A 20,640-nucleotide genomic window follows, 5' to 3' on the forward strand; every position below is an offset into this window, starting at 1 on the left:
AGCAATCTGTTCTAAGCCCTGTAAATCTAGATCATTTAAATCATGAACTGCTTAATGAATGCCCAAATGACCTTATGCTTTAACATATTTTAAGGTGTATCTACGAGATCGACCAAAATTTTTACAAAGCTCACATCACACAAGATAGCGCAATATCTTGAATCACTACTCACACTCCAGCCTTCCCTTTAGATATCTATATCTAAAATTTAGATAAAAAATCCAAAAAAATTTATATATAAGGAATAAGCATAAAATTTAAACAACGTTATGAAAAAATTCAACAAAAGCGTTTGTTTTCGCTCAAAAATTAATAAAAACATTGATATTCAAATCGATACAGCAGGATGTGTTGTTAAAAAACAACCACTATGTATAAGATTGATTTATTGATATGATGAACAAATCTTTAGGGTCTGTTTTAAACAATTAAAATTCCTTTAAAACTTCACTCTAATTCCGAAATGTATAGAATATAGATAGTGCAATTCGACATATACGTCAGCGCCTTATTTATTTTCAAAAAAGATGTTAAAAATTCGATTTAAACCATCGAGAATGCAAGGGACTCTCTTCGATTGCATTTCCTACTTAGGACTGATTCATGAAAAAGCTGTTTGGCGTTTTACTCAGCGCATCTGTGCTTACTCTTTCTGCTTGTGGAAAACAAGAAGCTCCAAAAAATGAAACTGCTCAAGCAGAGTCTGGCAAGGAACAAGTTGTGACTATGGCTTCAACGGGTTCTGATGCAGATATTTGGCGATATATCGCCACACTTCCTGAAACCAAACAAGCAGGCATTAAGCTTGAAGTCAAAAATTTCACTGACTATGTTGCGATGAATACTGCTGTTGCCAACAAAGAAGTCGATATTAATGCGTTCCAATCCTATGCCTATCTTGTGGCTTTCAACGACTCTAACAAAGAAAAAATTGCACCGATTTCGACAACTTATTTAGAACCGATGGGGATCTACTCAAGCAAGGTCAAAAAAGTTGATGCGTTCGCCAATGGTGCAACGATTGCTATTCCTAACGATGGGGCAAATGAATCACGCGCCTTATTGTTGCTTCAATCTGCGGGTTTAATCAAATTAAAAGACGGTTTTGATCTGGTTAAAGGTACGCCTGCTGACATCACAGAAAATACTAAAAAAATCGTTATCAAACCAATTCAAATGGCAACAGCTGTTCGTGCGAAAGATGAAGTTGATGCGATTGTTTTAGGTAACACGCTTGCAATGGAAGGTGGTTTGAATGTACTTAAAGATTCTATTTACTATGAGCCAGTAGACCAAACCACTAAAATGAATGTCAATGTATTAGCCGTAGCAGAAGCACGTAAAGATGACCCTATTTTGAAAAAAGTGGGTGAGTTATATCATGTTGCAGCTGTTGGTAAATATGTTCAAGAACACTTTGGCGGTACTAAAGTTGATGTGAATAAACCAGTAAGCTACCTTACCGAAGCAAAATAGCCTTATAATGGCTTATAAACAAAACAGGCAAAGCGACTTTGCCTGTTTTTTCTTTTTAGTATAGTTTTTGACGATATGATTGAATTTAAAAACATTTCAAAACACTATGAGTTAAAAGGCCAAACCATACGGGCGCTGGATCAGATTAATCTGGAAATTCCTGCAGGCAGTATTTTTGGCATTATTGGCTACAGTGGCGCTGGTAAAAGTACCTTAATCCGCTTGATTAACCTGCTTGAGCGTCCCAATGAAGGTCAGGTCATCATCAATCAAAAAGACTTTACGGCACTTGATGCACGCACATTACGTCAAGAACGTGCAAACATCGGGATGATCTTTCAGCATTTCAATCTGCTACAAACCAAAACAGTGGCAGACAACATTGAAATGCCTTTAAAATTACTGGGTGTAAATAAGTCCGTACGGGAAAAGCGCTTAAATGAGTTGCTTGAGTTCATTGACTTGAAGCATAAAAAGGATGCGTATCCCGATGAACTTTCAGGCGGTCAAAAACAACGTGTCGGTATTGCTCGTGCATTGGCAAATCATCCCAAAATTTTGCTTTGTGATGAGGCAACTTCCGCACTCGATCCTCAAACCACGAAATCCGTACTCGCTTTGCTTAAAAAAATCAATCGGGAGCAAGGAATCACTGTGGTGATGGTTACCCATGAAATGGATGTCATCGAATCTGTTTGTGACTATGTTGCCGTAATGGAACAAGGGAAAGTCATCGAAACAGGCTCAACCCTTGAAATCTTTAGCCAGCCCCAACATCCTACGACAAAAAACTTTATACAGACAGTTTTACAGCAACAACTGCCTGTGAATATCTTAAATAATTTAGAAAATCAGAATCATAAAAGTATCTACAGCCTTCAATTTCTTGGAACTTCTGCTCAGGAAACTGTGGTTCAGGCTGCAATTAAACAATTCGACGTGAGTTTGAATATACTGTTTGCCAATATGACTGAAATTAATGGTTCAGTGATCGGTCAAATGTTTATTCAGCTTCTTGGTGATGCAGAAAACATTCGCCAGACGCTCGAGTTTTTTGAGAAAAATGGTGTAAAAGTTGAACAGTCAGGAGTGAGAGTATGAGAGACCTCATCGTACAATGGCTGACGACCCTGACTGCGCCCTTTTGGAAAAGCTCACTCAGCATTGATCAATTTGTTACAGCAATGCAAGAAACCTTACAAATGGTTTTCTTTGCCATGTTGTTCGGTACAATCTGGGGCTTTATTCAAGCCATTATCTTATTGGTCACTCGTCCGAATGGTATTCTGCCGAATCGTGCCGTTTATCAAATCCTCAACCCGATTGTAAATGCTTTACGTTCACTCCCCTTCATTATTCTTCTTATTGCTGTATTTCCGCTTACAAAAGCACTGGTGGGTACCACCATCGGCACATGGGCAGCGATTGTTCCGTTAACGATTTATGTCGGTCCATATATAGGACGCTTGGTGGAAACATCGTTACTTGAAGTGAACGAGGGAATTATTGAGTCTGCTCAAGCAATGGGTGCATCTCCTTGGCAAATCATTTTTAAATTTATTATCCCAGAATCACGCAGCTCTCTGATTCTGAGTCTAACCACAGCCACGATTAGCTTAATCGGTGCAACTGCCATGGCAGGAGCTGTAGGTGCGGGCGGTATTGGAGACCTAGCCATTTCTTATGGTTATCAACGCTTTGACCAAAGTGTAGTCTATCTTACTGTTATTGTCTTATTGGTTCTGGTTCAAATTGTGCAAAGCTTAGGAAATTGGTTATCTAAACTGAGATAATCATAATTCTAAAAAATACCCTCTCCTGTCGAGGGTATTTTTTTGATTCCATCAAGCAAAATTTGATTTAACCTGAATGCGAAGCAATCAGATCTTTTTGATTTATTGAAAGCAATGATCTTAGCAGTGTACTTTGATTCAATTTTAGGATCAGCCTACGGCGCACTATATTTATGTTTCGGCATGAACAAAGGCAACTGTCTTGCGCACGACATTGCTGCGCACCGCAAAAATTTTCAACCACCAGCAACGTGTTCAATCAGTCGCAGAAACCATGCTTCATAAAAACTCCTGCCTCAGATATCTGCCGATAATGCTTCCAAGTAGCATCATTCATCAAAGATTTGTAGCTGAATGTGATTATTGACTGTATGTTCTCTTGATCAAAAGCACGCAACTGAGTAAGTTATGGAAAATTTAAGAAGCATCTAAAATGAATCCATCTCGCCAAATATTTAACCGAACAATTAGTGCTGTACTCGTTCTATTCTCCATGATTAGTTTTGCACATGGTGCAGAAGATTACACCACAACCGTAAAAGTCAATGGTATTGAACTTAATCAAGCCCTAAGTGCCGCACAAGTTGATAAGTTATTGGGAAAAAATAGTCAGAAAATCACCAAAGAGTACGCAGAATGCACAGAAAATTATGAATATTCAACATCTACACCGTCTGGGAAAAATTTAACATTTGAAATTTTTGCAGAAGACAATCCACAAATTAAATCCGACAGTTTTTATAAAAGTAAACAAAACTTTCAACAACTGGGAACAACCAAAGGACGTGTTTGGTTATCCTGGTCAAACAGTCAGCACATGAATGACAGTATTTTGGTTAACAACAAAGTCATTACCCCTCAATATACCCTAAATCAATTTAAAAAAGATTTTCCAAATAGCGCAAAGAATGGCACCAACGTTCTGATTTTAACACCTACTGAAGCTAGACACTATTTAAAAAAACCTTCTGAATTCGAGATAGGTTACACCGCCTATGTCAATTTTGATTTCAAAAATGGTAAGCTGAATAAACTTGCAATCAACCAAGGCATGGCGTGTTAAATCGACTTAGCATGGCCAGTCATCGATTGGCGATACTTTTACAGTTAAAACCCTCCATATCAATCAATGGCTTGTCTTTTCATACTCACTGCAATCATTCAGTCTCTTTCCAACTTGTCTATTGAGTGAGTTTGATATTAAATTTAAATCACCGTTTACAGGGAATACAATGATGCAATTTAAAGTTCACGTCATCGATGTCAAAAACCAATTACAAAACTATATTTGGCTTATAGAACATCAACCCAGCCAGAATGTTATTGCGATTGATCCGACTGAAGCATCATTGGTTGAGAATTATTGCAAAGAACAGCAACTTAATTTGGAGCAAATCTGGCTCACACACTGGCATAAAGATCATATTGGTGGAGTTCCAGAGCTGATTGCAGATCGCAACATTCCCGTATATGGACCACGCGAAGAATTGAGCCACATTCCCTTTATAACTCATCCACTACAGCATGATGATCAATTTGAATTCCATGGTATCAAAATTGACATTATCGCTGTACCTGGACATACCTTAGGACACATTGTTTATTTTATAGATGCGCTCGACAGTGTATTCTGCGGTGATACGCTTTTTGCTATGGGCTGTGGTCGCATGTTTGAAGGAACTGCAGAACAGTTTTATCATTCGCTCAATCGCCTCGCAGCGCTCCCGCCAAGAACCCAAGTTTACTGCACTCACGAATATACGCTTTCTAATGCACAATTTGCTTTACACATCGAACCAGAGAATCGTGCCATTCAACAGCGCGCAGAAGAAATTAAACACCTGAGAGAACAAGGAAAAATTACCTTACCCAGTAGCATTGAGATTGAACTTGAAACCAATCCATTTTTGCGCGTTGAAAGTGCTGAAGAATTTGCTCGAATTCGGGCGCTCAAAGATCAATTTTAATTCGTTATACTGAACTAAATTCAGGTGTTCAAGCCCAGTCAAGTCGAGGTTATACAAGCCTTTCAGTGTGCAGTATTGTCACAATATATCGATACTCATGCTATGAAAGGCATGAAGATATTGGGAGAATTCCTGCATCGACATCGGTAAACATGTCATACTTCTGCCTCTTCGAAGCAGGGGTTAACAATTGAGAATGCTTTAAATTACATTTCAGCAGATTGCTTACTAGACAATCCTAAGACTGGTCAATTCCGATGAAAATAGGGGTAGCTGCTTATTGTTGTCATCGCGATATGTTTGGACACGATTTTATTCGTTAAAATGCTTTAGCCTAGATGAACATGTCTGCATCGCAGGCATGAAGCATATATGATCTTCTCAACCATTAAGCGTAAGTAACCATTACCACCCCAACCCTTTCAGAATAACAATACAGCGCTCAACGCTGCATGCTACGCAAGAAATCCATACACTACGCAAGTACATCGCCAACCCAGCTTCAAACACTTGTACAAATGATTCAAACCACAATTCTAATCACTGTTTCAATCTCAGCACCGATTTCCCATTGCATGGAGAGCTGAATGATTCAGGATATCAATCGATTACTCAGATAATTTAAATTCATGTGAATTCTACTGAAAAAATTTAAGAATTATTCTCATGCCCTACAGCACATGACGCAATGAGCGCGCTGAAACAGAGCGACTTGGTAGTATTTATTAGATTTCTTAGCACGGTATCATGCAATATACGCTGAATGCCCTTTATTTTTGTTAAATTTACTTACATTTAAAGCGACTAGAATGAGAAAATTTCGAGTTTTTAAAAATGACATCTTTGCATCAAAATATTACAGCCGTATTTCACGCAATTAAATAACTCATTGTTTTACATTAGTATTTATTTAAGTATTCATATTCACTTCACACTCATCCTAAAAAGATACGCATTGATACAAAAGCGCCATTTCTCTAAGCGCTCAAATATTGATATAAAAAATAAAATTCAACGAATTTCCCCCTTTAAAATTTTAAAGGTCATCCCTATTAAATTTATAGGCAGGAATTAAGGAGATCTTCTGTGAAAAAAGTTGTAAAGGCAAAAAATTTAATTGCTTTCCGTATTTGGTTAGAAAAATTGGGCTATTCAGTCAAAAACTTAGCAGATGGTAAAGGATTTACTTTCAGCTTTAAAAAAGAATATGGTTTGGTGACTTGTGACTTATCTGGAAATAATCTGGCAATGCAACTGGGTGAAGAATTTGAGGATCACCTAAAAGCATAGTTTTTATTTCAGAAATGGATGAAGGTTCTCTGTAAAGACCGAATCAATTTTAATTCGGTCTTTTTTATTGCACTCAAAACAAAACTACAGACAATAAAAAAGCATGATAAAAATCATGCTTTTTTGAATATGGTGGGGACGGAGAGACTCGAACTCTCACACCTTGCGGCGCTGGAACCTAAATCCAGTGCGTCTACCAATTTCGCCACGTCCCCGAATAAAATAACTATAAATATAGCTTTTTAAATAAGTTGGCAGAGGATCAAGGATTCGAACCTTGACGAACGGTTTTGGAGACCGTCATGCTACCATTACACCAATCCTCTATAACAATTTCATTTCGTTTTAATACCACCAAATGAATTGCTTGGTGGGGACGGAGAGACTCGAACTCTCACACCTTGCGGCGCTGGAACCTAAATCCAGTGCGTCTACCAATTTCGCCACGTCCCCGATGGCTGTGTATATTATAGAGATCGTTTTATTATGACAAGCCTTTTTTTCGAAAAAATGACTTGTTTGTTTAAATAAAAAACAAAACACGCTCATACTGCTTTTTGTTTAGACAATTTGGCTTAATACTTGTTTTATTTGATAAATATTTGAACAACGTTGCTCTATTTTTTTACTCAGCATGAGTTTTAAAATATTCTCCAAATCTTTAAAGGCTTCAGGCAAATGCACATTCAGTTGCTGACAATGCAAAACTGCCCAATCTTGATAGCTTTTTGCAGACAATCGTTGATGGGTTAACCATTCCAACCAAATAATACCCAGTGCGTAGATATCAGATTGAAAGGTTTTCTGTTGTGCGTGAAATAATTCAGGCGCCATATAACGAGGCGTTGCAGTCGTTATGGGATTTAATCGATAAAGGTCCTGGTCAATGCTGTAAGCTTGCTCAAAATCGATCAGATAACTTCGTTGTTGTTGATAGCGAAAATGCTGAAGCTTTAAATCACCATGGATAAAACCATAGTTATGCAAGTTTTCCAGCACCTCCAAGCTCAACCTCAGTTTACTGAAGACATCCACTCGGATTAATTGATCACTCGCAGGCTCAAACAGAAGATCTGTATCATTCATCCAGATCGCCTGCTCAATCACTGCTTCATCCAATTGAAATTGATGATATGGGTCAATGATTGAAAAATTGCACAGCACCTCGTGGGTGGGTGTCTCTAGAGTATTTAATTGAGCATAACAGTTAACTTCGTTTAAAAAGCCTTGCTCATAATGGTAATTGATATTTTTTACTTGTAACTTCAGCCAAAAAAATTGATTGCCCTGTTTAAGTCGATAAACACGGCGACCAAATTTCTGACTTTGACTAGAATTTGAAGCAGCAGGAAGCGTAATTTTGTTTTGGCTCATACTTCCGATAGCTGCCCAACAGCTTGAGAATAACTTATAGAATGGTTCAGCACTTCCAGACAATGTTGAATTGTCTTACCAATACGCGCATGTGTTTCTATGCTCGATATTTTCGGCCAGGTTGCCCGCTCGCCTTCTCTTTGCAACAACTTGAATAAATGGGGACGTGGATTCTGCAACATATAACTATAATGACGCAGGCTATAATTTCCAATGATATTCACATCACCATAATAGCGTTGATCAATCACACCATATCCATGATCAAGCAAACGTCTCATTGACGGTATACGCCCCATTCGACCACGAGCAAAATCCATAACCCCCATTGCCGCCATTCGCCCTTGCATCCGTACAATTCGCTCTGGCCAACTCAATAGATCTTTACGATAGCGTTCTTCATCATTCTGCATAAATGGCACAATATGCGGATTCACTTGGCTAGCAATGGTATAATTTAAATTATATAAGCGGGACATGCGTTCTTGAGGGAAATCACTGCGTACACTACCATCAACCCAACGTGTATTGGCAAGATAAGGTGTATGAACACCATCATAACGTTTACTGATTAAACGGACCGGCGGAAATAATATCGGTACTGCGCAAGAAGCCAGCACAGCACTCCATACCAACAAATCCGGCGAAGTATATTTATTCATAATCCGTGCATCCTCTTGAGATACATCATAGGGTGCCACAGTAACGTTGATGTCTAAACCAGATTTTTCAAAAGCCTCTTCAAATGTGACATCTCCTAGGTTTTCGATCAAAAACTTTTTCAGATAACGGACATCGGCAAATCCACCATTACCTTTGATCAATTCCTTAAAACTACGAAAATGAAAAGCCTCACTATAGAACTGATCTCCAGATAAAAGATTTGGAATTTCTGTGGGTTCATTGACACCCAACAGCGCAGTCATGATCGCTCCTGCACTTGAACCTGAAAGCACTTTGGGCATCAAGTCTTGTTCCATCAGTGCTTTACACACACCACTATGAAATAAACCTAATGTCGCGCCACCTGAAAACATTAGTGCAGGTTGACCATAAGCTTTTTCACAGTTTTTAAAAAAATCTCGTTTACTGTCTAAACATAATGAATGGCAACTTTCAGAAGCAATAAATGCCAGACTGTTGCTTACTTCATCTATATAATCTTCAATGATTTTTTTAGTCCCTACATAGGTATGTGCAAATAACATTGGATGTCCAATATTTGCAACATCATGACTAAAACCTTCTCTGAGAATATACATCAAATCATGTGTACGATTTTGCTGTCGATAGCGCCGCAAAAGATTTAAACGATGTGAAATAATCTCGGCATCAAAATAAGGTGATCCATTATCAAATTTCCATTCTTGTGCACCTGTTTCTTCATCCAGTTTTAATGCAATCGACTTCCACTCTTCATAATTTTCCGCATGTTCCAGTTTCCGTTTTAATTTTTTGATTCGATAGGCCTGATGCGGATTTAAATCCTGAGTGAGTTCTAATAGCATTTCTAATTTTCCTTTGATTTCAACCCGAGGATAAAGACTCATCTATAAACTATGCTTAAAAATAAACAGATAATCAATTACCACAAGTCATTTAATTTTGGCGATCTACTCCGATAATCACCAATTGAGATGAGCTCAATAAAATTACTGTGCTAATATCATCCACACTTAGTAATTTCTGAACATAGCGAACGGATATGGCAACTTTAGATTTACCAGACAATATCATCCAAAAATTATCTCAAGTCCTTGATCAATTAAAGCAAATTTTACCTGAAACCAAACAAGAACCTGACTTTTCGGCAATTGCTTTTCGGTGGCATGATCAACAACTCAAAGCCATTTATAACCCGAAAGCCATTCATCTAGATGATCTTAAAGGAATCGAAAGGCAAAAAGCCAAAATTTTACAAAATACCGAACAGTTCCTGCATGGATTACCTGCCAATGATATTTTGCTGACCGGATCGCGTGGTACTGGAAAGTCTTCTATTGTACGTTCCTTGTTAACTCAGTATTCAGAACAAGGTTTACGTCTTATTGAAATTGAGCGTGATGACTTATCAGATCTTCCTGAGATTCAAAAAATTATCCAAAACCGCCCTGAAAAATTTATCGTTTATTGTGATGATCTGGCATTCAATGCTGAAGATGAAAACTATCGTAGTTTAAAAAGCGTGTTGGATGGGTCTTTACAATCAGGCTCGAGTAACTTTGTGATCTATGCAACCAGCAATCGCCGTCATTTATTGCCAGAATTCATGCACGAGAATACTCCCGTTACCAAAGTTGATGTACCACAATATAAAGAGCTCCACCCTCAAGAAGCCATTGAAGAAAAAATTTCATTATCTGATCGCTTCGGGTTGTGGTTGTCATTTTATCCCATGGATCAAAATCTTTATTTGGAAATTGTTGAACATTATCTTAAAAAAGAAAACATGCCGTTTGGTGAAGAAGTCCGTGCAGAAGCCCTCAGATGGTGTCAAGCGCGTGGACAACGTTCAGGTCGTGCCGCATACCAATTTTCCAAGCATTGGATTGGTTCTGAGCGTTTAAAATCAGCCTCATCTTCATAGGGTGTGTTGAGGATTTATCTATGGTTGCGATCAACTGTGTTTTTTAGAAAAAACGAGTGGAAATAGCAAATTCAATCATTCTAAATCATGAGAACACAGTTTCGCAAAATCACGACGAAGTGGCAAAAAAGCCAATCCTTACGGCGCCTTATGCAGCAATAAACAATGCGCTGTTGTTGCTTAGGTTACGGTTAAAATTATCTCAGCTTAGCTCATGAAACTCGAAAATAGTCGTACTATTTTTCTGGTTTCCTTGCGCAGCCAACTCCTCAAGCCTGCTCAATTTCAACTTCAACGCAAACCATTTATGAAATATCAAGACTCGAATGCATTTCCAGTCGAGGCAAACCCATACCCTGCTTTGAATATTGGTGAATTTCTTTGATAACGTTGTTTCTTATTTAAAAAAACGTGTATTAGAAGCCAGTGTATCTGAACCTCTTGAACTGCGACATGTCGTATATAAGAATTGTTGGAATTACATGCAATTGAATATCAAATATAACAAAACATTATATTTTTCATATATTTCAATTATTTAAAATTCCACCATCAATTTCATCAACCGATGATATTTCAGCACATCACTGTTTAAGCATGATAAAATAACCCGCAGTTTCATATAGGATTGGTCTATGCAGTTTGTTCATCTTGGTATTCATACCGAATTTTCGATTACGGAATCGATTGTACGTATACCTGATCTGATTAAAGCTGCTGCATCTGATGAAATGCCTGCTTTAGCCATCACAGACCTGTCCAATCTTCATGCCGCAGTCAAATTTTATAATAAGGCATTAGGTAAAGGCATTAAGCCTATTTTCGGCAGTGTGATCCGTCTCAACGATGCCAACCATAAAGCAACCCTACTTGCAATGACCAACAAAGGTTGGCGTGGACTGACTGAAATCGTTTCTCGTGGCTTTATCGAAGGGCAACAACTTTCAATTCCATGCGTTCAAAAGGAATGGATACTTGAGCAATCAGAAGATATTATCGTTCTCTTGGGTTTGCACAGTGATGTTGGTGAAATGCTCTGCTCAGCCTACCCAGAAAAAGCTGAACCTTTACTTGAGCAGTGGATTGAAAAATTTGGCAATCGGGTCTATTTGGCGTTGACTCGAACCGGTCGGCCACTTGAAGAAAGCTTTAATCAAGAAGCTGTCAAACTCGCTGCAAAATATAAGATTGGTGTTGTTGCTCACAATGACGTGCATTTTATCACCGCAGAAGATTATGAAGCACATGAAGCACGTGTTTGTATTGCCGATGGTTATGTTTTAGGTGACGATAAACGTCCCAAAAACTATAGCCCTGAACAGTATTTTAAAACATCGGCTGAGATGATTGAATTATTTGCTGATCTTCCAAGTGCTATCGAAAATACACTGCAGATTGCAAAACGTTGTACGGTCTCTTTGCGTTTGGGCTTCCATGATCTGCCTGATTATCCAATTCCTGAAGGTCACACGATTCACTCCTATTTCGAACACGTTTCAGAAATAGGTTTAGAAGAGCGTTTGGATGTGCTCTACCCCGTAGAAAAACGTAACGAAGACTGGCCTGAAATACGTAAACCTTATGATGAGCGCCTTGCATATGAGCTTGGAATCATCAATAAAATGGATTTCCCTGGTTACTTCCTGATCGTGATGGACTTTATTCAATGGTCTAAGAACAATGGTGTTCCAGTTGGACCTGGGCGTGGTTCGGGTGCAGGCTCGTTGGTTGCGTTCAGTTTGAAAATTACTGATTTAGATCCACTTCGCTATGATCTACTTTTTGAACGTTTCTTAAATCCAGAACGTGTATCCATGCCAGACTTCGATGTTGATTTCTGCATCGCTGGTCGAGATAAAGTTATCGACTATGTAGCAAGTCACTATGGACGTGATGCAGTCTCACAAATTGCGACCTTTGGTACCATGGCGGCCAAAGGTGCTATTCGAGATGTTGCACGCGTATTGGGTAAATCCTATGGATTGGCTGATCGTATTTCTAAAATGATTCCTACCAAACCCCTGGGGCTAAGTTTAGAAGAATCACTGGAAGCAGAGCCACAACTCAAAGATATCGTTACCAATCCTTCCAATCCGGATTATGACGATGCAGCTGAAATTTGGGAAATGGCATTAAAACTCGAAGGCATAACCCGAAATACCGGTAAACATGCAGGCGGTGTAGTGATTGCACCCACAAAAATTACCGATTATTCCGCTGTACTTTGTGAAGCCGATGGTAGCGGTCGTGTTGCGCAATTCGACAAAGATGATGTAGAAGCTGCGGGCTTAGTTAAATTTGACTTTTTGGGCCTACGTAACCTGACGGTGATTGAAGATGCAGTTCAAAATATCAATAAAAGAATTCAATCAGATCAACCCTTAAACATTTCAAATATTATTTTGGATGATCCAAAGGCATATGCCGTGTTTGCCGATGCGAACACCACTGCGGTATTCCAGTTTGAATCCGTGGGTATGAAAAAAATGCTCAAAGAAGCACGCCCAAGTAAATTTGAAGAAATTATTGCCTTCGTATCACTATATCGACCCGGTCCAATGGATCTGATTCCTGACTTTATTCACCGTATGCATGGCGGTGAATTTGAGTATTTGCATCCTTTACTTGAAAGCGTACTTGAACCGACATATGGCATCATGGTGTATCAGGAACAGGTTATGCAAGCTGCACAGTTCTGTGCAGGTTATACCCTTGGTGGCGCCGACTTACTTCGTCGTGCAATGGGTAAAAAGAAAGTCGAGGAAATGGTCAAGCAACGCGCAACCTTTATTGAAGGTGCGGCGAAAAAAGATATTGATGAAGCTACGGCAAACCATATCTTTGACTATATGGAAAAATTCGCAGGTTATGGTTTCAACAAATCACATGCGGCAGCATATGCTTTAGTTGCTTATCAAACAGCTTGGTTAAAAGCCCATTATCCGTCTGAATTTATGGCAGCGGTGATGTCGTCAGAAATGCAGAATACCGACAGTATCGTATTTTTAATTGATGATTGTCGCATCAATGGATTAGATGTACTGCCGCCATCTGTCAACATGTCATTTTACCAATTCCACGCCAGTGATGCGAAAACCATCATTTATGGTTTAGGTGCAATCAAAGGTGTGGGCGAACAAGCCATGCAGTCTGTGATTGACTCACGTGAACAGGATGGTCCATATAAAGATCTATTTGATTTCTGCCATCGTGTAGATTTGAAAAAAATTAATAAACGAACCTTGGAAGCCCTGATCCGTGCTGGTGCACTCGATTGTTTAGGCATCGAACGCTCAAGTTTGATGGCACAACTTCCTGAAGCTGTTCAAGCTGCAGAACAGGCTCGATCAAATCGTGAAACAGGCATTATGGATTTATTTGGCGAGGTTGAGGAGGTTCAACGCAAACCTGCCAAACCGGTCAAACCATGGTCAGATGAAGTCCGTTTAAAAGGTGAAAAAGATACGCTTGGCTTATACCTCACAGGTCACCCCATCGATGTATATCGTCCTGAGTTAAAATCATTTATTCCCCATAAGATTAATGAGCTGACACCAACCCGTCGTGGTGTTACCACAGTCTTTGCCGGCTTGGTCGTTGACGTTGCCAACTTCCCGAATCGAATGGTCGTCACATTGGATGATGGCACAGCACGTATTGAAGTTTCCTCCAACCATGAACGTTTCCAGCGCTTTAAAGATATTATTCAGAATGAAAAAGTGGTGGTGATTGAGGGTGAAATTTATGAGCGTGAGGGCTTTGACCGTCCAATGGGACGCTTAACCAAAGCATTCACGTTAAATGAAATTCGCCAAAAACGCGCCAACAGTATTGCCATTAAACTAAACCCAGAAGTCATCAGTAAAACCCTAGCATCGGATATTCAAAAAATTTTACTGCCTTTTTGCAATGTCGATATGTGTCAACATATTCCTATGCAAATTTTGCTGGACTATGATTATGCCACTGCTGAATTACATTTTGGACAACAGTGGAAAGTCGCACCTTTAGATGAACTCTTATCAAAATTACGTGATTATTTTGGTAAGGAATCAATTCATATTGAATATCAGGTCAAATCTAAGGCAGCTAAGGCAGTTGACCATCGTGAATTGGCACAGCCTGCTCAAGTTGCTCCTCCTCCAGACAATATGAGCATGGAGGATGCAATGGATGAGTATCTCGCTGATGCCAGTCAATACTCTTAACATACCTAATCTTCTCTTTATTTAATTTTGGAACATCAATGGACATTTTTGACAATGCTGTGATTTCACAGCATTTAAGTCATGTACGTATTGTGATGGTCAATACCACACTGCCTGCAAACATTGGCAGCGCATTACGTGCAATGAAAACAATGGGATTATCTAAACTGGTTTTAGTCGCACCGAAAACCTATCCGCATCCCGATATTGAGGCTTTGGCAGCGGGTGCTACAGATTTAATCAAGTCTATTGAAATCGTAGAATGTCTAGAAGATGCAATTAAAGACTGCCATCTGGTATTTGGTACCAGTGCGCGCAGCCGAACGATTCCATGGCCTTTGCTGGATGCACGCCCTGCCGCAGAAAGGTCAATGCAGTCTGTCATTTACAGTCAACAGGAGGTTGCTGTCGTTTTTGGTCGAGAAGATCGTGGACTCACCAATGAAGAGCTTGCGCTTGCGAATTATCATGTCACAATTCCTGTAAATAGTGATTATGGTGTATTGAATGTTGCTCAAGCTATCCAAGTGATCTGCTATGAAATGCGTATGGCAACCTTAGCACTTGCAGATAAAACTGTTGATACTCAAGCTGTAATGCATGTAACAGACTCAGCAGATATGCACTGGGACGAACCCCTGGTCACACATGAACAAATGGAACAATTTTATCCTCACATTGAAAAAATGCTGGCTGAAATTGAATTTTTAGACCCTAAAAATCCGCGCCTTCTTCCATTACGCTTGCGTCGATTATTTGGACGTATACAATTGGATAAGATGGAATATCATTTATTACGGGGTATTTTTAGCAGAGTTCAGGCTCTCAACAACGGGACATGGAAAAAGTCAAAACATGAGGATCAAAACTAATGCTTAAGCAGCTTAAAGAAGATATCCAAGCTGTATTCGCGCGAGATCCTGCTGCGCGAAATACATTCGAAGTTTTAACAACATATCCGGGCATACATGCGTTGATTATGCATCGTGTAGCGCATGAGTTATGGGAAAAAGACTGTAAAACTTCAGCGCGAATATTGTCTTCTTTTAGTCGCTTTGCGACAGGTATTGAAATTCATCCAGGCGCCAAAATTGGCAAGCGTTTCTTTATTGATCATGGTATGGGGGTAGTGATCGGAGAAACTGCTGAAATAGGAGATGACGTTACTTTATATCATGGCGTCACATTAGGTGGCACAACATGGAATACTGGCAAGCGCCATCCCACACTCGCAGATGGTGTAGTGGTAGGTGCTGGTGCAAAAATTCTAGGACCTTTTGTAGTGGGTAAAAATGCTAAAGTTGGCTCAAATGCAGTGGTCACCAAAGCTGTTCCAGATGGTGCCACCGCGGTTGGCAATCCGGCCCGATTCATTACCAAAGACAAAGAAACAATTGCAACCACAGAGACTCGCTGTCCAGAAGAAGTCGCAACTACAACCGAAAACACAGAGTTTCAGGCTTATGCCGCAACTCAGGAGCAACCGGATCCAATGCTCGAAGGCATGCGTGTTCTGTTAGATCGACTTGAACAAAATGAACAGCGTATTCATAGTCTGTGTAAACGTTTGTCACTTTTAGATCCTACATTTAATTTATCTCAGACGATTGAACAACCTTTGAGCGACGAGGAAATCAAAATTATTGAAGAGGTCAGGCGTGAGTGTGAAGCACAAAAAGTGCCATCAAAAACTTAATGTATAATTTTTAATAATACGAACCAAATCAAGTTGCATGTTCAGACGTCTTTTCATAGACTGATGCGCATGCACATTTTTTAATATAAATTAATGGAAGAAACACATGACGATTAAGCCTTTGGCATATGCATTGCTCGCTACATCATTTCTCACTGCGTGTTCAATTACACCAACCAAACAAAGCACAAAAATAGATGCGAATGAGCCTTTCATTTACACTGAGCCAGAATTATCTCCACCCTTCTATGCGTTAAATCCATTTGATTACTCTCAACCTCCTGTTTTTGAGTTGGAGTTAAAAAAAGCAGCAGCTCAGCCTGTCAATAAACTGGAAGTGACCGATCCAGCAAATCCAAATCAAAAAATTGTGCTTGATACCAATAAATTAATTGTACCAACGGTAAACAGTTCACAGCGTGCGATGAAATATGCTGTATTGGCGGGTGATAACGAAATCGATATCACTGCAATTGATGACTTCTTACAAATGGTAGAAGGTAAAGCTCGCCACTATCCACCACAGTTCAGTGACCGTAAAGAACGCAAAGGTTTTGAAGGAAAATTAAAGGAAGTATCTACGCAGCTAGACCAGCTTGCTGCTGCGCCAAATGCATCATTTGATATTCTGATTCGTGCATTTAAAGCCAGTATTCTTGGGCGCAACCTTGATTTAGGTTCTTCATATACCACTAAGTCATTAGATTATGCTCAACGTATTCTTAAAATCAATAAAGAAGATCCTGAAGCAAACTTATGGTTTGGTTTCTCTTTATCTGAAGGTGGCGGTCAAAAAGAAGCGATGCCATATTTAGATAAAGCCATGAAAGCAGGTGTACAGGAAGCTTATTTGTCTTCTGCCAATAATTATATTGGTATGGAACAAAAGAAAAATGCTGTGCAAACACTAAAAAACTATAAAGTGAAATATCCTGAAGAAGCAGAAGTTGCAGATCGTTTGATTCAAGAAATTGAAAAACAAGGTCGCTACAATGTTTGGCAAGTGATGAAAAACCCGGCTCTGACGAAATAATTTCTAGGCTAAAAAAATAGACTGAGCATTCAGTCTATTTTTTTGCTTATAAATTGAAATTCTAGAAAACTATCGTATTATTCAGAAAAGATTGATCTCGTTAATGTTTATGCAAAACTCAAAAAATAAAATTTTGCTTTATGTTTTAGCCATCAGCCCATTGATTTTCTCTGGATGTCAGGTTGTAAGTGTTAAAAATCAAAAGGTTAATGTTACGATCGCCAATGAGCGTGATAGCATTTTAACACGCTCCAAAATGAGTGAGGCAAGTTTAAATGTGCTCTCCATGACTGGACGTGAAGCAAAATCATGCGCGGACGAAGCAGAAAAATGTGTGGCTGATTTAGCAAAAATCCCGCAGATACAAGATGAACAGCTGCTTTCGACAGCCAGTGAAATCTACCTGACCAAAGCGATTAATCTAGCAGACTCGTCCAATTGTAAAATCAGTGTATTTTCTAAACATCAATCTACAGAAAAAAAGCAAAATACACAGAAAAATTATGATCAATGCTTAGACCAACAAATGGTCATGCTCGATAACAGTATTCGTTATAGTTATGCTTACTTGTTTAAAACAGAACGCCAACCACAAGACCGTATTTTCAATAACCGACAGGTTCAAATACGAGATTTTTACAACCAAGCGCTGGCAAAGCTGATTTCCACCTATGCGGCACGCCATAAAAACCAAAAAGTTGCCAAGCAGATTAAAGTTGGAACCAGTACTTATCGCATCAACTTTAATGGTTATCCCGCGATTGCCAATACAGAATTAGAAGATCTCGTTTCCAGTTACAATCTTAACTTTTCAGGTTTACGCTCAATTAACCGTAGAGATGGTTTCGGTGCAGAATTTGTCGCGATTTTGCCGAAGACCGATGCCCCTGAAGAAAACAAATATATTGTTAATCCATTTGATTACCAATATAAACATGGCATAAATCCTAATATTCACCCACCGCGTTATTTATCTGTAAGTATTGCGGCTCAACCTGAAAATACCAATGAATCATTGCAGAATATTTTGCACAACCCCAACTTCCAGTTAAATATTTACGATCCATATAGTGTCGAAAACATTAAAATTGGTGGAAAACAATATCCTCTAGCAGCCAATTTTTCTGCTCCATACGGCTTATGGTTAGCGCAGAATAATTTAGGGATTGCTGCATACCTGAGCTTGATTGATCGAGATCAAAGCTTGACTATGCCACACCTTTACATGCTTGAGCCGTATAACCCCAATAAGAAAGTTATTGTTTTGGTCCATGGTTTAGCCAGTAGTCCAGAAGCATGGATTCGATTAACCAATGACATCATGGGAGACAATGTACTCCGCGAACATTATCAGGTTTGGCAAATTTTCTATTCCACCAACATGCCAATCTTGGAAAGCCGTTATCAAATCAATGCGATTATCAATCAAACATTCGCTTCGATTGACCAAAAATCAGCTTCTGCAAAAGATGCTGTATTGATTGGGCACAGTATGGGCGGCATTATTGCGCGTCTGTTGGTCAGCGATGCTGATCTCACTCAACCTGCTTTAAAAATGTTAAATAACCGTAAGTTTGATAAATTCAAAGATGACCCGATCTTTAAAGCACGTCTGAGCATTCAATCTGTACCGAACTTCGACCGCGCCATTTTTATATCAGCCCCTCACCGTGGTACAGCATTTGCTGATCGCTGGTTCACCTTAGCGGCTCGTCGTATTATCAAACTACCTGGTGCATTTCTCGGAGCTTTAGCGGACTCCATTGATGAACGTGATTTAAATGCGAAAAACTTTCTAAAAGATGTGGGACATGGAATCATTCAAAATGGACCAAGTGATCTCAGCCATAACTCCAAGTTTACTCAATTAACAGAAAATGTGATGCCTAAAAAGACCATGGTCTATCATTCAATCATGGGCAATATTACCGACAGTCAGGATCCTAAAATCATGACTGATGGTGTAGTTCCTTATACCAGCTCACACCTTAATGGAGCAGCTTCGGAAGTCATTATCAAAGGCGGACATTCAATTCAGGAAACACCTGAAGCAGTATTGGAGCTACGCCGTATTTTGAGGTTACATCTGGTTAAACTCGGCATATATAAACCCTAAAGATCCCAGTAAAAACGCCAGTCAAATTAACTGGCGTTTTTAAGGTTAACAAGTTTAAGATTGTCTGTGATTAAAACCAAATCCCAATAAAAATGACTATTCATTATTTCCTGTAAATAAGGCGACAACATCAGCCTCAGTCAGCTTTTTCGTATGGTTTTCAAAATTATAAAAAGCGGGTTTATTGTCAATATAAATTTCCATATCAAATTTGATATCTTGAGGTTGCTCATCCAAAGCAAAAGCATTGATATTACAATAGCTTTGATCTTTAGTACGCCAGAACAGATTCGTTCCACAGGCATTACAAAAACCACGCTCCCCCCATTCCGATGAGTGATAAATACTTAAGTGGTCTTTTTTAATAAAGTTTAACCCATCTTGCTCCACATCAATAGTCATGATTACACCACTGGTCTGTCTACGACAGATTGAGCAATGGCAAGCATGTACCGCATGATTTTTTAATTCTACGTTAAACGTTGTTTCCCCACAAACACATTGCCCTTTCATAGGAATCTCCATGTTCTCAAAAATATCCAAATAACATACTAGGGGCTGCTGGCATTTCATAAATGGCTTGCGTTTTTTGCCGTTACGTCGTTACGAACCATTCATTTAGAATGACTAAACTTCGTATTCCGTGCCTAGTATCGTCTAAAAAAGGTTAGAGTCGTGAACATAGACGAATGGTCAGCAGTCCCCCTATTACAGGTTGAAGTTATATTCTAAGCAATATTTTTTTAATCGAATGTGGTTTTTGTAATCTTTTTATCATTGAAAACTGGAATAATTAGCTCTAGATTATCCACTACAACAACTTAAATAAACAGTTGGAAAATATGCGCTATAAAATTATAGATGTTTATAAGCTTCATGATATTCAACGGTATATTGCAAAATGTCTAAAAACCCAGTCGCCACAGTTTATTGTCATTGAAAGCCGTCAGACTTTATGTAAAGAGTTGGATATCATCGATGTTGATTTAAATCAATCAAGCGCCACATGGGCAACCGGTGAAAAAATAGCCTTAAAAATCCTCCATCAATCCGACCATATCGAAAGGTTTTACGATATCGAATACTAAAAAGAATTTGA

17 protein-coding genes and 3 tRNA genes are annotated in these 20,640 nt (G+C 39.0%); 14 read left to right on the plus strand and 6 right to left on the minus strand.

Features of this window, described 5'->3' with window-relative positions; all coding sequences use genetic code 11:
• The first annotated feature begins 604 nt into the window (after positions 1–604).
• The 6 genes from OSH00_RS15735 to OSH00_RS15760 all read left to right on the plus strand — a co-directional run bounded on the left by OSH00_RS15735 (position 605) and on the right by OSH00_RS15760 (position 6,527).
• Positions 605–1,477: a MetQ/NlpA family ABC transporter substrate-binding protein gene (locus OSH00_RS15735; RefSeq protein ID WP_266131226.1), complete on the plus strand. Its 873-nt coding sequence runs from the start codon at positions 605–607 to the stop codon at positions 1,475–1,477.
• A gap of 75 nt (positions 1,478–1,552) precedes the next feature.
• Positions 1,553–2,578, plus strand: a complete 1,026-nt coding sequence (locus OSH00_RS15740) for a methionine ABC transporter ATP-binding protein (protein WP_266131227.1) — start codon at positions 1,553–1,555, stop codon at positions 2,576–2,578.
• Positions 2,575–3,270 carry a methionine ABC transporter permease gene (locus OSH00_RS15745; RefSeq protein WP_196076946.1) on the plus strand — a complete coding sequence of 232 codons (696 nt, stop codon included), beginning with the start codon at positions 2,575–2,577 and terminating at the stop codon, positions 3,268–3,270. Before OSH00_RS15740 ends, OSH00_RS15745 begins: the two co-directional genes overlap by 4 nt.
• Before the next feature lie 433 nt (positions 3,271–3,703).
• Entirely contained in the window at positions 3,704–4,333 is a 630-nt protein-coding gene (locus tag OSH00_RS15750; RefSeq protein ID WP_266131228.1) for a hypothetical protein, read from the plus strand.
• Positions 4,334–4,502: 169 nt separating this feature from the next.
• A complete protein-coding gene (gloB, locus tag OSH00_RS15755) occupies positions 4,503–5,237 on the plus strand; it encodes a hydroxyacylglutathione hydrolase (protein ID WP_266131229.1) in 735 nt (244 codons plus the stop codon).
• 1,086 nt (positions 5,238–6,323) lie between these two features.
• Positions 6,324–6,527 (plus strand): hypothetical protein, encoded by a 204-nt coding sequence (locus tag OSH00_RS15760; protein ID WP_004719296.1) that lies wholly within the window; start codon positions 6,324–6,326, stop codon positions 6,525–6,527.
• Positions 6,528–6,657: 130 nt separating this feature from the next.
• On the opposite strand, the gene OSH00_RS15765 is transcribed toward OSH00_RS15760, so the two are convergent.
• From OSH00_RS15765 to OSH00_RS15785, 5 genes are all read right to left on the minus strand, one after another.
• Positions 6,658–6,742: transfer RNA gene (locus OSH00_RS15765), tRNA-Leu, on the minus strand.
• Positions 6,743–6,779: 37 nt separating this feature from the next.
• A tRNA-Trp gene (locus tag OSH00_RS15770) sits at positions 6,780–6,853 on the minus strand.
• A gap of 42 nt (positions 6,854–6,895) precedes the next feature.
• Positions 6,896–6,980, minus strand: a tRNA-Leu gene (locus tag OSH00_RS15775).
• A gap of 108 nt (positions 6,981–7,088) precedes the next feature.
• Positions 7,089–7,901 carry a protein kinase domain-containing protein gene (locus OSH00_RS15780; RefSeq protein ID WP_266131230.1) on the minus strand — a complete coding sequence of 271 codons (813 nt, stop codon included), beginning with the start codon at positions 7,899–7,901 and terminating at the stop codon, positions 7,089–7,091.
• Positions 7,898–9,409, minus strand: coding sequence for a DUF3336 domain-containing protein (locus tag OSH00_RS15785; RefSeq protein ID WP_266131267.1), 1,512 nt, complete (start codon positions 9,407–9,409; stop codon positions 7,898–7,900). The genes OSH00_RS15780 and OSH00_RS15785 overlap by 4 nt, the downstream gene beginning before the upstream one ends.
• Positions 9,410–9,606: 197 nt before the next feature.
• On the opposite strand from OSH00_RS15785, the gene OSH00_RS15790 reads away from it, so the two are divergent.
• The 7 genes from OSH00_RS15790 (at position 9,607) to OSH00_RS15820 (ending at position 19,541) form a co-directional block, all read left to right on the plus strand.
• Positions 9,607–10,488 carry an ATP-binding protein gene (locus OSH00_RS15790; protein ID WP_266131231.1) on the plus strand — a complete coding sequence of 294 codons (882 nt, stop codon included), beginning with the start codon at positions 9,607–9,609 and terminating at the stop codon, positions 10,486–10,488.
• A 214-nt stretch (positions 10,489–10,702) separates the two neighbouring features.
• Positions 10,703–10,873 (plus strand): hypothetical protein, encoded by a 171-nt coding sequence (locus OSH00_RS15795; protein WP_266131232.1) that lies wholly within the window; start codon positions 10,703–10,705, stop codon positions 10,871–10,873.
• A 250-nt stretch (positions 10,874–11,123) separates the two neighbouring features.
• Complete coding sequence (gene dnaE / locus OSH00_RS15800) at positions 11,124–14,696, plus strand: DNA polymerase III subunit alpha (protein ID WP_266131233.1); 3,573 nt, start codon at positions 11,124–11,126, stop codon at positions 14,694–14,696.
• Positions 14,697–14,734: 38 nt separating this feature from the next.
• Positions 14,735–15,568 carry an RNA methyltransferase gene (locus OSH00_RS15805; RefSeq protein WP_266131234.1) on the plus strand — a complete coding sequence of 278 codons (834 nt, stop codon included), beginning with the start codon at positions 14,735–14,737 and terminating at the stop codon, positions 15,566–15,568.
• Complete coding sequence (cysE, locus tag OSH00_RS15810; protein ID WP_266131235.1) at positions 15,568–16,392, plus strand: serine O-acetyltransferase; 825 nt, start codon at positions 15,568–15,570, stop codon at positions 16,390–16,392. The genes OSH00_RS15805 and cysE overlap by 1 nt, the downstream gene beginning before the upstream one ends.
• Before the next feature lie 106 nt (positions 16,393–16,498).
• Positions 16,499–17,425 carry an ABUW_2363 family tetratricopeptide repeat lipoprotein gene (locus OSH00_RS15815; protein ID WP_266131236.1) on the plus strand — a complete coding sequence of 309 codons (927 nt, stop codon included), beginning with the start codon at positions 16,499–16,501 and terminating at the stop codon, positions 17,423–17,425.
• A gap of 103 nt (positions 17,426–17,528) precedes the next feature.
• Positions 17,529–19,541, plus strand: a complete 2,013-nt coding sequence (locus tag OSH00_RS15820) for a lipase family alpha/beta hydrolase (RefSeq protein WP_266131237.1) — start codon at positions 17,529–17,531, stop codon at positions 19,539–19,541.
• Positions 19,542–19,637: 96 nt separating this feature from the next.
• Here the strand turns inward: OSH00_RS15820 and OSH00_RS15825 are convergent, their stop codons facing one another.
• Entirely contained in the window at positions 19,638–20,054 is a 417-nt protein-coding gene (locus OSH00_RS15825) for a GFA family protein (protein WP_266131238.1), read from the minus strand.
• A gap of 329 nt (positions 20,055–20,383) precedes the next feature.
• Between OSH00_RS15825 and OSH00_RS15830 the strand changes: the two genes are divergently transcribed.
• A complete protein-coding gene (locus OSH00_RS15830; protein WP_196076935.1) occupies positions 20,384–20,629 on the plus strand; it encodes a hypothetical protein in 246 nt (81 codons plus the stop codon).
• Positions 20,630–20,640: the final 11 nt, after the last annotated feature.

Source organism: Acinetobacter nematophilus (assembly GCF_026344175.1).
GTDB lineage: Bacteria > Pseudomonadota > Gammaproteobacteria > Pseudomonadales > Moraxellaceae > Acinetobacter > Acinetobacter nematophilus.